This is a genomic window from Georhizobium sp. MAB10 (assembly GCF_045012825.1).
In the GTDB taxonomy this organism is placed as follows: domain Bacteria; phylum Pseudomonadota; class Alphaproteobacteria; order Rhizobiales; family Rhizobiaceae; genus Georhizobium; species Georhizobium profundi.
Genome location: NZ_CP118314.1, coordinates 2,593,256 through 2,605,554 on the forward strand (window position 1 = coordinate 2,593,256; position 12,299 = coordinate 2,605,554).

14 protein-coding genes are annotated in these 12,299 nt (G+C 62.0%); 10 read left to right on the top strand and 4 right to left on the bottom strand.

All coding sequences use genetic code 11. From position 1 onward, the window contains the following. Positions 1–46: 46 nt before the first annotated feature. The 3 genes from pyrH to rpsB all read right to left on the bottom strand — a co-directional run bounded on the left by pyrH (position 47) and on the right by rpsB (position 2,827). Positions 47–772: a UMP kinase gene (gene pyrH, locus PU133_RS12285; protein WP_126010417.1), complete on the bottom strand. Its 726-nt coding sequence runs from the start codon at positions 770–772 to the stop codon at positions 47–49. A 109-nt stretch (positions 773–881) separates the two neighbouring features. Beyond that, positions 882–1,805 carry a translation elongation factor Ts gene (tsf, locus tag PU133_RS12290; RefSeq protein WP_404861935.1) on the bottom strand — a complete coding sequence of 308 codons (924 nt, stop codon included), beginning with the start codon at positions 1,803–1,805 and terminating at the stop codon, positions 882–884. 233 nt (positions 1,806–2,038) lie between these two features. Then, positions 2,039–2,827, bottom strand: a complete 789-nt coding sequence (gene rpsB / locus PU133_RS12295) for a 30S ribosomal protein S2 (protein WP_126010419.1) — start codon at positions 2,825–2,827, stop codon at positions 2,039–2,041. A gap of 319 nt (positions 2,828–3,146) precedes the next feature. Between rpsB and PU133_RS12300 the strand changes: the two genes are divergently transcribed. The 6 genes from PU133_RS12300 to PU133_RS12325 all read left to right on the top strand — a co-directional run bounded on the left by PU133_RS12300 (position 3,147) and on the right by PU133_RS12325 (position 8,339). Next, positions 3,147–4,640 (top strand): CHASE3 domain-containing protein, encoded by a 1,494-nt coding sequence (locus PU133_RS12300; RefSeq protein WP_404861936.1) that lies wholly within the window; start codon positions 3,147–3,149, stop codon positions 4,638–4,640. After that, positions 4,637–5,083: a response regulator gene (locus PU133_RS12305; protein WP_126010421.1), complete on the top strand. Its 447-nt coding sequence runs from the start codon at positions 4,637–4,639 to the stop codon at positions 5,081–5,083. The genes PU133_RS12300 and PU133_RS12305 overlap by 4 nt, the downstream gene beginning before the upstream one ends. 2 nt (positions 5,084–5,085) lie before the next feature. Next, complete coding sequence (locus PU133_RS12310; protein ID WP_404864526.1) at positions 5,086–6,114, top strand: sensor histidine kinase; 1,029 nt, start codon at positions 5,086–5,088, stop codon at positions 6,112–6,114. A 173-nt stretch (positions 6,115–6,287) separates the two neighbouring features. Then, positions 6,288–6,668 carry a hypothetical protein gene (locus PU133_RS12315; protein WP_404861937.1) on the top strand — a complete coding sequence of 127 codons (381 nt, stop codon included), beginning with the start codon at positions 6,288–6,290 and terminating at the stop codon, positions 6,666–6,668. A 73-nt stretch (positions 6,669–6,741) separates the two neighbouring features. Continuing rightward, positions 6,742–7,581, top strand: a complete 840-nt coding sequence (locus PU133_RS12320) for a cytochrome b/b6 domain-containing protein (RefSeq protein WP_404861938.1) — start codon at positions 6,742–6,744, stop codon at positions 7,579–7,581. Further along, positions 7,578–8,339, top strand: a complete 762-nt coding sequence (locus PU133_RS12325; RefSeq protein WP_404861939.1) for a molybdopterin-dependent oxidoreductase — start codon at positions 7,578–7,580, stop codon at positions 8,337–8,339. Before PU133_RS12320 ends, PU133_RS12325 begins: the two co-directional genes overlap by 4 nt. A 3-nt stretch (positions 8,340–8,342) precedes the next feature. Here PU133_RS12325 and PU133_RS12330 read toward each other — a convergent pair whose 3' ends face one another. Next, positions 8,343–9,191 carry a cell envelope integrity EipB family protein gene (locus PU133_RS12330; RefSeq protein WP_404861940.1) on the bottom strand — a complete coding sequence of 283 codons (849 nt, stop codon included), beginning with the start codon at positions 9,189–9,191 and terminating at the stop codon, positions 8,343–8,345. Between the two features lie 115 nt (positions 9,192–9,306). Between PU133_RS12330 and PU133_RS12335 the strand changes: the two genes are divergently transcribed. The 4 genes from PU133_RS12335 (at position 9,307) to PU133_RS12350 (ending at position 12,206) form a co-directional block, all read left to right on the top strand. Beyond that, the gene (locus tag PU133_RS12335; RefSeq protein ID WP_404861941.1) at positions 9,307–9,774 is read left to right on the top strand and encodes a RidA family protein; all 468 of its coding nucleotides are present in this window, start codon (positions 9,307–9,309) and stop codon (positions 9,772–9,774) included. A 30-nt stretch (positions 9,775–9,804) separates the two neighbouring features. Further along, positions 9,805–10,536, top strand: a complete 732-nt coding sequence (locus tag PU133_RS12340; RefSeq protein WP_404861942.1) for a glycerophosphodiester phosphodiesterase — start codon at positions 9,805–9,807, stop codon at positions 10,534–10,536. 129 nt (positions 10,537–10,665) lie between these two features. Next, complete coding sequence (locus PU133_RS12345; RefSeq protein ID WP_404864527.1) at positions 10,666–11,808, top strand: GNAT family N-acetyltransferase; 1,143 nt, start codon at positions 10,666–10,668, stop codon at positions 11,806–11,808. Positions 11,809–11,876: 68 nt separating this feature from the next. Further along, complete coding sequence (locus PU133_RS12350; protein WP_126010427.1) at positions 11,877–12,206, top strand: SMR family transporter; 330 nt, start codon at positions 11,877–11,879, stop codon at positions 12,204–12,206. The last annotated feature ends 93 nt before the right edge of the window (positions 12,207–12,299 follow it).

A 12,299-nucleotide genomic window follows, 5' to 3' on the forward strand; every position in this document is an offset into this window, starting at 1 on the left:
TGCGCGGGTGATCGGCGGCGCGACAACGCTCGCCAGCCACCTCATTCTATCTGTCGGTGACGACCGTACCGCGGCCGCCGCCTGTTACGATGGCGGCCAGGCCGCCTTTTTCGTGGATTGAGAATACGATGATCGGGATCGCGTTTTCGCGCGCGAGCGAAACGGCGGCGACATCCATGACCGCCAGGCCCTTGTCGAGCACTTCGGCGTGGGTCAGGCTGTCGAAGCGGGTCGCCGTCGGGTCCTTCTTCGGATCGGCCGAGTAAATTCCGTCGACCTGAGTGCCCTTAAGGATCGCTTCGGCGCCCATTTCGGCAGCGCGGAGCGCAGCGGCGGAATCGGTCGTGAAGAACGGGTTGCCCGTCCCACCGGCAAAGATCACGACCCGGCCCTTGTCGAGGTGATGCAGGGCTGCGCGCTGCGAGAAGCTCTGGCAGATCTCCGGCATGGCAATGGCCGAGAGAACCTCGGTGTCGATGCCGAGCTTGCGCAGCGAAGTTGCCAGCGCCAGGGCGTTGATGACCGTTGCGAGCATGCCCATGTGGTCGCCCGTCACGCGATCGCCGCCCTTGGAGGCAACGGCCACGCCGCGGAAGATGTTGCCGCCTCCGACAACCACGCCGACCTCGACGCCCATGGCGCGCACTTCGGCGATGTCACTGGCGATGCGGTCGGCCACTTCGACGTCGATCCCGAAGCCCTGACTGCCCATCAACGCCTCACCCGAGGCCTTCAGCAGGATGCGCTTGTAGCGCGGGGCATCGGTTTTCATGCGTTCACTCGTCTTTTTCTGAAGCTGGACAAGCCGCATACACGAAGGGCACCACGTTGTCACGCAGTGCCCTTGCGGTGTTCACGGCCGTGGACAATCGATCGGGCAATCAGCCCTTGGCGACCGCCGCGACTTCGGCTGCGAAGTCGGTTTCTTCGCGCTCGATGCCCTCACCGAGAGCAAAGCGGACGAAGCCCGTGACCTTGATCGGTGCGCCGACTTCAGCTTCGGCTGCCTTCACGGCGTCGCCGACCGTGTGGTCGGGGTTCATGACGAAGGCCTGCGACAGCAGAGCAACTTCTTCGTAGAACTTGCGCATGCGGCCTTCCACCATCTTCTCGATGATGTTTTCCGGCTTGCCGGACTCGCGCGCCTGCTCGATGAAGATCTGACGCTCGCGCTCGGCGACCGTCGCATCCACGTCCTGCGAGGTCAGAGCGAGCGGGTTGGTCGCTGCCACATGCATGGCAACCTGGCGACCGATGGCGTTGAGCTTGTCCTTGTCACCGGTCGATTCCAGCGCAACGAGCACGCCGAGCTTGCCGAGATCGGTGGCAACGGCGTTATGCATGTAGGTTGCGACGACGCCGTCCGACACGGTCAGAAGAGCGGTGCGGCGCAGCGCCATGTTCTCGCCGATCGTCGCGACTGCATCCTTGATGGTGTCGCCGACGGGCTTGGACGTTGCCGGGTAGGTAGCTGCCGAAACGGCCTCGACGGAACCGTCCGTGGTAAGCGCGACCTTGGCGACACCTGAGACGAGATCCTGGAACTTGTCGTTGCGCGCAACGAAGTCAGTTTCCGAGTTCAGCTCGACGACGACAGCCTTCGTGCCTTCGCTGGCTACGCCGACCAGGCCTTCGGCAGCCGTGCGGCTGGCCTTCTTGTCAGCCTTGGCGATGCCCTTGGCGCGCAGCCAGTCGATCGCTGCTTCCATGTCGCCATTGGTTTCGGCCAGCGCCTTCTTGCAGTCCATCATGCCTGCGCCGGACTTTTCGCGCAGTTCTTTCACCATCTGAGCGGTAATGTTCATTCTAGCCTCTTGTCGTCTGTCATGGTCCGGCCGGCTTGGGCGGGACCTGGTTGGGGCGTGGAGACCGCGCCCTGTCGAATTCTTCGGCACGTTAGAGCGTTTCCAGGTGAAGTGGATACCGGTTCACCGTCTGGAAAACGCGACAAAATAAGCCGACATCGTCTTCATAAGCATGACGGCCGGCGAAGCGATTGTTCGCGGCGCCGGCCGTCTGAATGCAGGACGATCGGAGCTTAGGCGGTGGCGCCTTCGCCCTCGACACTGCCGGCGTCGTCAAGCGCAGGCTCGACAGGCGTCTCGGCGGATGCGCCGACGTCAACGCCAGAAGCACCCTGCTGGCGCGCAATGCCGTCGAGAGCGGCACGCGAGATCAGTTCGCAATAGAGCGAGATCGCACGGGCGGCGTCGTCATTGCCCGGAATCGGGTAGTCGACGCGGTCGGGATCACAGTTCGAATCGACAACGGCAACGACCGGAATGCCGAGGCGCTTGGCTTCGTCGATCGCGATCGCTTCCTTGTTGGTGTCGATGATGAAGATCAGGTCCGGTGTGCCGCCCATATCGCGGATACCGCCAAGCGCACGCTCAAGCTTCTCGCGCTCGCGATCGAGATTGAGACGCTCTTTCTTGGTCAGGCCCTGGGCGTCGCCGGCGAGCAGCTCGTCGAGCTTGCGCAGGCGCTGGATCGAGTTGGAGATCGTCTTCCAGTTCGTCAGCATGCCGCCGAGCCAGCGGGCGTTGACGTAATACTGAGCCGAACGCTTTGCGGCATCGGCAATGATCTCGGACGCCTGGCGCTTGGTGCCGACGAAGAGCACGCGGCCGCCACCGGCGACGGTGTCAGACACGACCTTCAGCGCCTGGTGCAGGAGCGGAACGGTCTGAGCGAGATCGATGATGTGGACGTTGTTGCGGTCACCGAAGATGAAAGGCTTCATCTTGGGGTTCCAACGGTGGGTCTGGTGACCAAAGTGAACGCCAGCTTCAAGCAATTGGCGCATGGAAAAATCGGGCAGTGACATGCCTTGTGTATCCTTTCCGGTTGAACCTCCGCGCAGCAACAGCCTTTCGGCCACCGGCGGAACGGACCGGATTTCTCCCGGCCAATCCCAAACCGCGCGTGTGGAATGGTCGCTGCCATATAGAACTCGTCGAAGAATGGCAACCCACTGCCCTCCGCAAGCCTGTCATGGGCTCCCCCAGCCACAGCCCCGAGCCGTGCATCCGCGCTCCTGATGCCAAATATGCACGGTGTCGGGAAGAGTTTCCGTCATTTGACAACTCGCTTGCACAAGGCCTGCTTTTCGGTCATCAAACATCGTTTCCACAAGATCGCGCCCCATGCCCATTTCAAGTTCGACCCTCGTCCGTACGACGGCAGCTCTCATGCTGGCCGGACTTGCCGCGTTGCTCGTCATCGTCGGCATGAGCCTTTGGCTCGGCAATCGAAGCCAGGACCATTTCAATGAGGTTCTGGCCGCTCGCGATCTGCGTGCAGCAACACTCGACTTCCGCACCGCGCTGCAGGATGCCGAGACGGGTCAGCGTGGCTTTCTGCTGACACAAGACGAAGTCTATCTCGCGCCCTACAACCAGGCCCGGCAGGAGCTTGAATCGCATCGGCAGCGTTTGACGACTCTTCTTCAGTCTCGCCCGAATGGCGATGGCATCTCAGCGGCGATCGACGATGCGGCTGCCGTCAAACTCACCGAACTGGAAGAGACGATCCGTCTTGCTCGCTCCGGCGACCGCGAGGCAGCTCTGGCGCTCGTCCAGGCCGACACGGGCCAGATAGCGATGAGCGAGCTGCGGGAGCTCCTTACCGGTATCGTTCAGGACGCCGACCAGCGGCTCGCCGAAAGCGTAGCCCAGCAAAGGGGCAGTGCTTCGGCTCTCTATTGGACCAGCCTGATTGGCGCGCTCGTCATCATTGCCGTCGTCGGCGGCAGCGCCTGGGTCGTTATTCTCTACACGCGCGAGATCGCCGAGGCGCGCAGACTTCTTTCGACGACGAACATCACGCTCGAGGAGCGCGTCGCAGAACGTACCGCCGAACTTGCACGAGCGAACGAAGAGGTCCAGCGCTTCGCCTACATCGTGACGCACGATCTCAGGGCGCCACTGGTCAACATTATGGGCTTCACGAGCGAACTCGAAGCCAGCATCAAGCCTATCCGCGACTACATGGAGCGGAGCGACGTCGCCGGTGACGACCAGCTTGCCAGCGACGCGCGGCTGGCGGCGACGGAAGATTTGCCGGAAGCGGTCGGCTTCATTCGCTCGTCGACCCGGAAGATGGATGGGCTAATCAACGCCATTCTTAAGATCTCCCGCGACGGGCGCAGACCAATCAGGGCCGAATCGATCGATCTGACGAACATGCTTCAGGCCAGCGCGAACGCGATCCAGCATCAGGTCGGCGAGCTCGACGGCGTCATCGAAGTTGCCGACGACCTGCCGACCATTCTGTCCGACCGCATGTCTCTCGATCAGATATTCGGCAATCTGCTCGACAATGCGGTAAAGTACGCAGACGCGAGCCGACCGTTGCGCATAAAGATCTCGGGCGAGAAGCTGATCGGCAACCGCATCGCGATCGATGTCGCCGACAATGGCCGGGGGATTGCGGCCGACGACCACGAACGCGTCTTCGAACTGTTTCGCCGGTCCGGAGAGCAAAGCAAACCGGGTGAAGGCATCGGCCTTGCCCATGTGAGGACCCTCGTTCGAAATCTGGGTGGCGACATCACTGTCACCTCCGAGCTCGGCAAAGGGTCGACATTCAGGGTCGTTCTGGCCCGCGATATGCGTAGATTTATCGGGAGCATGCAATGAGCAGTGAAGCGAAGCCCGTCACGATCGTGATGATCGAAGACGACGAAGGACATGCCAGGCTGATCGAGAAGAACATCCGGCGCGCCGGCGTCAGCAACGAGATCATTCCGTTCACCGACGGAACGAGCGCGCTTGCCCATCTCTTCGGCTCCGATGGCTCGGGCGATGTCAGCGCAAGCCGCCATCTCCTCATCCTGCTCGATCTCAATCTGCCGGACATGAGCGGCGTCTCGATCCTCGAGAAGGTCAAGGCAAACCCGAACACCAAGCGGGCACCGGTCGTGGTGTTGACGACGACGGACGACGAGCGCGAGATCCAGCGCTGCTACGATCTCGGTGCTAACGTCTACATTACCAAACCCGTCAACTATGAAGGCTTCGCCAATGCGATCCGCCAGCTTGGGTTGTTCTTCTCGGTGATGCAGATCCCCGAAAGTGCCTGATGATGGCTTCCCGGCCGACGCGCGTTCTCTACATCGATGACGATCCCGGACTGGCGCGTCTGATTCAGAAGAATCTGGAGCGCCGAGGCTATGAAGTGGAGCGTGCCGACAAGGCCAGTGCCGGCCTGGAGCGAATCCGTGCCGGCGGCATCGATGTCATCGGTCTCGACCACTATCTCGATAGTGGAACGGGTCTGGACGTGCTCGCGGAACTCGCCAGCATCGAACACGCGCCGCCGGTCGTCTACGTCACGGGCTCGGCGGAAACTGCGATCGCCGTCGCGGCGCTGAAGGCGGGCGCCTTCGACTACGTCACCAAAAGCGTGTCGGAAGACTTCCCCGAGCTCCTTGCAAGCGCGATCGATCAGGCGGTCGAGCGCGCACGGCTGATGCGCGCCAAGGAGCGCGTCGAAGCTGAACTGCGCGAGGCCAAGGAGCGCGCGGAGCTGCTGCTCAGCGAAGTGAACCACCGCGTGGCGAACAGTCTCGCAATCGTCGGGGCGCTGATCCGCATGCAGGCCAACAGCCTGAGCGAGCCCGCCGCCAAGAATGCGCTGATCGAGACCCAGGCGCGCATCTCCGCCATCGCCGGCGTACACAAACGCCTCTACACGTCCGACGATGTTCGCTTCGTCGATATCGGCGAGTACCTGACGACGCTGGTCAAGGAACTGGACATGTCGCTCGCCTCGAGCGCCCGGCTCAGGATCCGTATAGATGCTGTGCGGGTGCCGACCGACATGGCGATCTCCATCGGCATCATGACTGCAGAGCTCGTGACCAACGCGCTGAAATATGCCTATGCCGAGGGCGTGAAGGGCGAAGTGCGCGTGTTCCTCGACGCCATCCCGGATGGCGCCGTGCTCGTCGTAGAAGACGACGGCGTGGGCTGGGACGGGACCAGCCAGAGCACCAAGGGCACAGGGCTCGGCACGCGCCTGGTCAATTCCATGGCCGCCAATCTCGGTGCGACGCTGACTTACGAGCTGCAGCATCCCGGCACCCGCGCCAAGGTGACTTTGGGGATTTAGCCCCGTCTACCTCAACTTTGCCAGAAACGATCACGCTGATCTCACGCAGAGACTTCATTGGCGTGAGTTGTGCGCGACAAAAACGCGCGCAGTGTTGTTTCGACAGTGATCGGCAACTCGTGTGGATTGGCCCTCACCGCCCGCTGAGGCGGCAACCCCTGGGAGCCACCACCATGAAGACGATCCTGACAACGACTGCCCTCACCCTCATGCTTGCCATGCCGGCCTTCGCACAGAGCGGTTCGGATCTCACCTGCGCCGATTTCCTTGCGCTCGACGAGGCGGGACAGATGGCTGCCGTCGAGGCGCTTCACAGCGACGACATGATGGCCGACGACATGGCTTCTGATGACATGGCCGCTGACGATATGGCTGCCGATGACATGGCCGCAGATGACATGGCTGCTGACGACATGGCTGCCGATGACATGGCTGCCGATGACATGGCGTCCGACGATATGGCCGCTGACGACATGGCTGCAGACGCAACCGTTGCCAGTGTCACGACCGCCTGCGCCGACGCACCCGACAGCATGATTTCGGAGACGATGTAAGCATCGCCGCATGCCTTGGAGCCGGGTGACCCGCGACAGGCGTCACCCGGCGCAACCCGCCCGGAGCGCCGCCATGTCTGCAAACGAGTTTTCACCGCCGATCGCAGATGGGCCGATCGTCGTTCGCCGTCACCGGCTTTCGACGCGGCTGTGGCATTGGACGAATGTGGTCGTCTTTCTTGTCATGCTGATGAGCGGATTGATGATCTTCAACGCTCATCCCCGCCTCTACTGGGGCGATTACGTTGCGAATCCCGACCCCGCATGGCTGCAGATCGGCGCGGAGCAGGAGCGCGGCTATCTGCGCGTCGGCACCCTTCAGGTCGACACGACGGGCGTTCTGGGTCGCTGGCAGAATGCCGAAGGCGCCTGGCAGAACCGGGCCTTCCCGCATTGGGTCACGATCCCGTCCAGCTACAATCTCGCGCTTTCACGGCGCTGGCATCTGACCTTCGGCTGGCTTTTCGCAGGCGGTCTTGCGCTTTACGCGCTGATCAGTCTCGTGAACGGCCATTTGCGGCGCGATCTGCTGCCCAAGCGTGCCGAACTGGCGCCCTCGCATCTTCTTGGTGACATCGCAGCCCATGCAAGGCTCAAGTTCCCGACGGGCGAAGCCGCGCGCCATTACAACGTGCTGCAGAAGCTCGCCTATCTGTCTGTACTGGCCGTGCTCTTGCCCGTTCTCGTGCTCACCGGCCTCACGATGTCGCCGACGATGGTCGCCGCATGGCCATGGCTGACCGATCTCTTTGGCGGCCGACAATCCGCACGCTCCATCCATTTCATCGCGGCATTCGCCATGGTGGCGTTCATCCTCGTCCATCTCGCCATGGTCGCGCTGGCAGGGCCTATCAACGAGGTCCGCTCCATGATCACCGGTCGCTATCGCCTGCCCCAGGAGAAAACACGATGACCACTCTTCTTTCCAGGCGCCGGCTGATCACGGGTGCTGCGCTCACCGGCTCTGCAATGGCGTTATCAGGCTGCGATGCACTCGGCCAAAGCCCGGCGTTCCGCCAGTTTCTCTCGGGCGGCGAATGGCTGAGCTACCGCATCCAGCGATTTATCGTCGGTGACGCCCTGGCGCGTGAGTATCCGCCCGAGGCGCTGTCGCCGACATTCCGCATGAACGGCAATACGCGGCCGGAAAGCGCGGAATGGGAGCGCCACGCAGCTTCGGGTTTTTCAGACTATCGCCTCCGCATCGATGGGCTCGTGGCGCGGCCGCAATCCATTTCGCTCACCGAGCTTCGCGCCCTGCCCGCCCGCACCCAGATCACCCGACATGACTGCGTGGAAGGCTGGAGCGCGATCGGCAAATGGACGGGCGCGCAGCTTGGCCCGTTGCTCGAGCGTGCGGGGCTCGCGCCCAACGCCCGCTACATCGTCTTCCACTGTGCGGATGACTTTCGCGGGACGCCCTATTACGAGAGCATCGACCTCGTCGAAGCCTTTCATCCGCAGACGATTCTTGCCTACGACATGAATGACGGCGACTTACCCTTGGGCCACGGTGCGCCGCTGCGTCTGCGGGTGGAACGTCAACTCGGTTACAAGCACGCGAAGTTCGTCATGCGCATCGAAGCCGTGGAGAGCCTCGAACGGATCGGCCAGGGTCGTGGCGGTTACTGGGAAGATGCCGGCGCTTACGAATGGTATGCGGGCATCTGACGACTAGGGTTGTTCGGCGCATTCCTTGGCGTCGAACACTTCCAGGCCGGCGAGCGTACCGCGCAGCGCGAAGTCGCCGTAGTCCATTTCCAGGTCGCGGGTCAGTCCGTTCTCGTAAAGCTTGAACGAGATCTGATACTCCGGCACTTCATCACCGCTTTCCGCTTCGTTGAAATAGGCGATCGTTACTGGCCAGGCGGTGTCGTTGGCGAAGGGGCCAGCCTGCTTCGCTTCGGCATCCTGGGCGCTCGGCTCCCGTGGTTCACCGATGACCGTCGTCGTCAACATGATCTTGTCGCCATCGTCCGACCCATCATAGATGTGCGACTGGTAGAAGCGCTCGCCGGCTTTCGCTTTAGCGATCAGCTCGATCATGTGATCGGTCGGAAACAGCGCACGATCGAGCGCCAGCGATATCTGCTGGGGAGCTTCCATCTCGACATCGATGGCATCATCCGTGCGGCGGGCCGAGCCCCGCGTCTCGCTGTCGAGCGTATCGTCCACGAAGGAGCGATTGACGAATTCGAAGGTGCCGGCGCGCAGATCCTCGTAAGTCGTCGTCTGCTGGTCGGTGACCCGGGAAAATTCCTCGGTGTCGATTCGCGTCACGAATCGAAAGTTCACGGTAAAGCCGTCGCAGGCCGAGCCGTTCATCTCGTAGACCATGCGGCCATAGACGCCTGAAATGCCGGATCTCTCTTCCGAATTGGCGAGTTCCAGATCATAGACGGCGCGATGCGGAACGAGCGCTGCGGCACCTGCCGGCTGCGCAATGCTGAGCGCAGTGGTCGAAAGCAGCCCCGCCAGTGCCGCAGCTGATCCAAATGCAATACGACCGGCAAATCCCAACATTCATGTCTCCTAGCAAAACCTGACACATGTTACAGGATGCCTCGGGGCAAAAGCGAGGCGCTTGACGCCGTGCCCCCATAAGACATCTTAGGCGCAAAAAAACGGGTGTATCTTCATGGACAACACGATTGCCGAACGACTTGCCGAACGCGGGATCGATCTTCCGCAGGCGGCTGCTCCAGCTGCCAATTATGTTGCTTGGGTGATCGCTGGAGACATGCTCTACATTTCCGGCCAGCTGCCCCTGGAAAACGGGCATCTCGCCTATACGGGCCATCTCGGCCACGATCACAAGGTGCTGGCGGGCCAGGCGGCAGCCGAGCTTTGCGCCATCAACGTTCTGGCACAGGCAAAGTCGGCGCTTGGTGGTGATCTGGAGCGGATCGTGCAGCTGGTTCGGATCACGGGCTATGTCGCGTCGACGCCGGACTTCGTCGAGCAGCACCTCGTCGTCAACGGCGCGTCCGATCTTTTTGCGGCAATCCTCGGCGACAAGGGCAAGCATGCGCGTGCCGCGGTCGGCACGGCCTCGCTGCCGCTCAATGCGGCCGTCGAGGTTGACGCCATCTTCCAGATCGCCTGATTTCTCTCAACGACGAGCCGCAGAACACCGATGCAGACGCTTGCCTGGCTGACTGAACATCCCATCGCCCATCGCGGCTATCATGACCTCAACCGCACCATCTGGGAAAATACGCTTGCCGCATTCGAGCGGGCGGTGGAGGCCGGCTTCGCCATCGAGTGCGACCTCCATCTTGCAGCAGACGGCGTTCCGGTCGTTTTTCATGACGATACGCTGGAGCGGCTTTGCAGCCTGCCCGGGCGGACCCGCGACAGGCTTTCGACGGAGCTTGCTCTCTTGACCGTGGGTGGCACCAGGGAGCGGATCCCGACGTTCAAGCAGCTGCTTGCGCTGGTCGCCGGGCGTGTTCCGCTCGTCGTGGAGCTGAAAGGCTGCGAAGGTGACGACGACGATTTCGCCGGAGCGGTTCTCGAAGACCTCGACGGCTACGACGGACCAGTTGCGCTTATGTCGTTCGACCACTGGCTCATCCGGGATCTGAAGGCGCTCGAATGCCCCTACCCGCTTGGCCTGACAGCCGAAGGTCAGCGGACCGAAGACCTGCAGCGGCACGAGGATGCGATGCGGCTCGGGCTCGATTTCGTGTCCTATTGCGCGTTCCATCTACCGAACCCGTTCATCGATGGCGTGCGGGAAAGCGGCAAGCCGGTCATCACCTGGACGGTGCGCGACGAAGCGGCGCTTCATCACAGCATGCGCCATGCGGATCAGATCACCTTCGAGGGTTTCGATCCGCGCGGCGTGGCGTCATCGCCAAGCTAGGCGGGCCTTAAAATCGTCAGGCGGCGCACTACCTTTCTCGCACGTGCGGATATGGGGAATGCGATGACTGCCGGAGACGCTGCTGAAGATCGCGGCCAGATCGAGTTCACGATCGAGGTGGCGTCGTCGATGGCCGACATCGAGCGCTCAAGCTGGGATAAGCTCGTCGGAACGACGCGGACCGGCGCGACAGCGGAAATACCCTACAATCCGTTTCTCTCTTACGACTTCCTGTCCGCGCTCGAACAATCCGGCTCGGTCGCCGCGAAAACGGGCTGGCTGCCGCGCCATTTGATGCTGAAGGACCCGGACGGCGCACTTTGCGGCGCCGTTCCGGCTTATCTCAAGAGCCACAGCCAGGGCGAATATGTCTTCGATCACGGCTGGGCGGATGCATTCGAGCGTGCCGGTGGCGAATATTATCCCAAGCTGCAGGCTTCGATCCCCTTCACGCCAGCGACTGGTCCTCGTCTTCTGGCGCCTGCCGATACACGTCGGCCCGTCGTGCAGACTGCGCTGGCGCAAGGCCTCATCGCGCTAACGGACCGGCTCGGCATCTCGTCGGCACACATCACATTCATCCCAGAGGGCGAGATGCCGACCTTAGAAGAGACCGGCTTTCTTCATCGGACCGACCAGCAGTTTCATTTCCACAACGAATCCTATGCCAGCTACGACGATTTCCTCGCCACGCTGGCCTCACGCAAACGCAAAGCGCTCAGGCGAGAACGGCAGCAGGCGGTGGAAAACGGTATTTCCATCGAGCGCCTGACGGGCGCATCGATCACCGAAGAGCACTGGGACGCGTTCTACGCATTCTATATCGATACCGGTGCGCGCAAATGGGGTCGACCCTATCTCAACCGTGCCTTCTTCAGTCTGATCGGCGAGACGATGGCAGACGACATCCTGCTAGTCATGGCCAAGCGGGAAGGACGCTACATCGCCGGTGCGATCAATTTCATCGGCGGCGACTGCGTCTTCGGCAGGCACTGGGGTTGCATCGAAGATCATGCCTTTCTGCATTTCGAGGTTTGCTACCATCAGGCCATCGATTTCGCGATCGAGCGTGGCCTGCCCCGCGTCGAGGCCGGCGCTCAAGGGGAACACAAGCTCGCGCGCGGCTATCTGCCGGTCACGACCCACTCTGCCCATTACATTGCTCATCCGGGGCTGAAGCGCGCGGTTGCTGACTATCTCGAGCGGGAACGCCGCGAAGTCGACCAGATCGGCGCAATCCTCACCGAACACGGGCCGTTCAAGAAGGCATGACGCTCGCTTTCGCCCGCCCGACGGGCTAGACGGGAGACCCGTCGCCCCACGCGCCCGAAAGCAGCCCCATGGTTTACGTCTACCTCGTCGTCGCCGTCATCTTCGAGGTGATCGCCACGTCCGCGCTCAAACTGTCGGAAGGCTTCACGCGGCTGTGGCCTTCGCTCGTGACCATCGGCGGTTACAGCATCGCGTTCTTCTTCCTGTCGCTGACGCTGAAGACGATGCCCGTCGGGATCGTCTATGCGCTCTGGTCAGGCACAGGCATCGTGCTCATCGCAGCGATCGGCTATTTCGCGTTCGGGCAGCGGCTCGATCTTCCGGCCGTCATCGGACTCGCGCTGATCATCGCCGGCGTTCTGATCGTCAATCTCTTTTCGCGGACGGTCGGGCACTGAGGTCAAGATTGGCATTTCCGGGCGCTGCAAAGGCTGAGACTTGACGGGCCGGTCGACAATTCCGCACATGGACGCAACTCATGGAGACCTGAC

Coding starts and splice junctions, on each gene's coding strand:
- pyrH (WP_126010417.1), bottom strand. CDS start 772: ATGAAAACCGATGCCCCGCGCTACAAGCGCATCCTGCTGAAGGCCTCG.
- tsf (WP_404861935.1), bottom strand. CDS start 1,805: ATGAACATTACCGCTCAGATGGTGAAAGAACTGCGCGAAAAGTCCGGC.
- rpsB (WP_126010419.1), bottom strand. CDS start 2,827: ATGTCACTGCCCGATTTTTCCATGCGCCAATTGCTTGAAGCTGGCGTT.
- PU133_RS12300 (WP_404861936.1), top strand. CDS start 3,147: ATGCCCATTTCAAGTTCGACCCTCGTCCGTACGACGGCAGCTCTCATG.
- PU133_RS12305 (WP_126010421.1), top strand. CDS start 4,637: ATGAGCAGTGAAGCGAAGCCCGTCACGATCGTGATGATCGAAGACGAC.
- PU133_RS12310 (WP_404864526.1), top strand. CDS start 5,086: ATGGCTTCCCGGCCGACGCGCGTTCTCTACATCGATGACGATCCCGGA.
- PU133_RS12315 (WP_404861937.1), top strand. CDS start 6,288: ATGAAGACGATCCTGACAACGACTGCCCTCACCCTCATGCTTGCCATG.
- PU133_RS12320 (WP_404861938.1), top strand. CDS start 6,742: ATGTCTGCAAACGAGTTTTCACCGCCGATCGCAGATGGGCCGATCGTC.
- PU133_RS12325 (WP_404861939.1), top strand. CDS start 7,578: ATGACCACTCTTCTTTCCAGGCGCCGGCTGATCACGGGTGCTGCGCTC.
- PU133_RS12330 (WP_404861940.1), bottom strand. CDS start 9,191: ATGTTGGGATTTGCCGGTCGTATTGCATTTGGATCAGCTGCGGCACTG.
- PU133_RS12335 (WP_404861941.1), top strand. CDS start 9,307: ATGGACAACACGATTGCCGAACGACTTGCCGAACGCGGGATCGATCTT.
- PU133_RS12340 (WP_404861942.1), top strand. CDS start 9,805: ATGCAGACGCTTGCCTGGCTGACTGAACATCCCATCGCCCATCGCGGC.
- PU133_RS12345 (WP_404864527.1), top strand. CDS start 10,666: ATGGCCGACATCGAGCGCTCAAGCTGGGATAAGCTCGTCGGAACGACG.
- PU133_RS12350 (WP_126010427.1), top strand. CDS start 11,877: ATGGTTTACGTCTACCTCGTCGTCGCCGTCATCTTCGAGGTGATCGCC.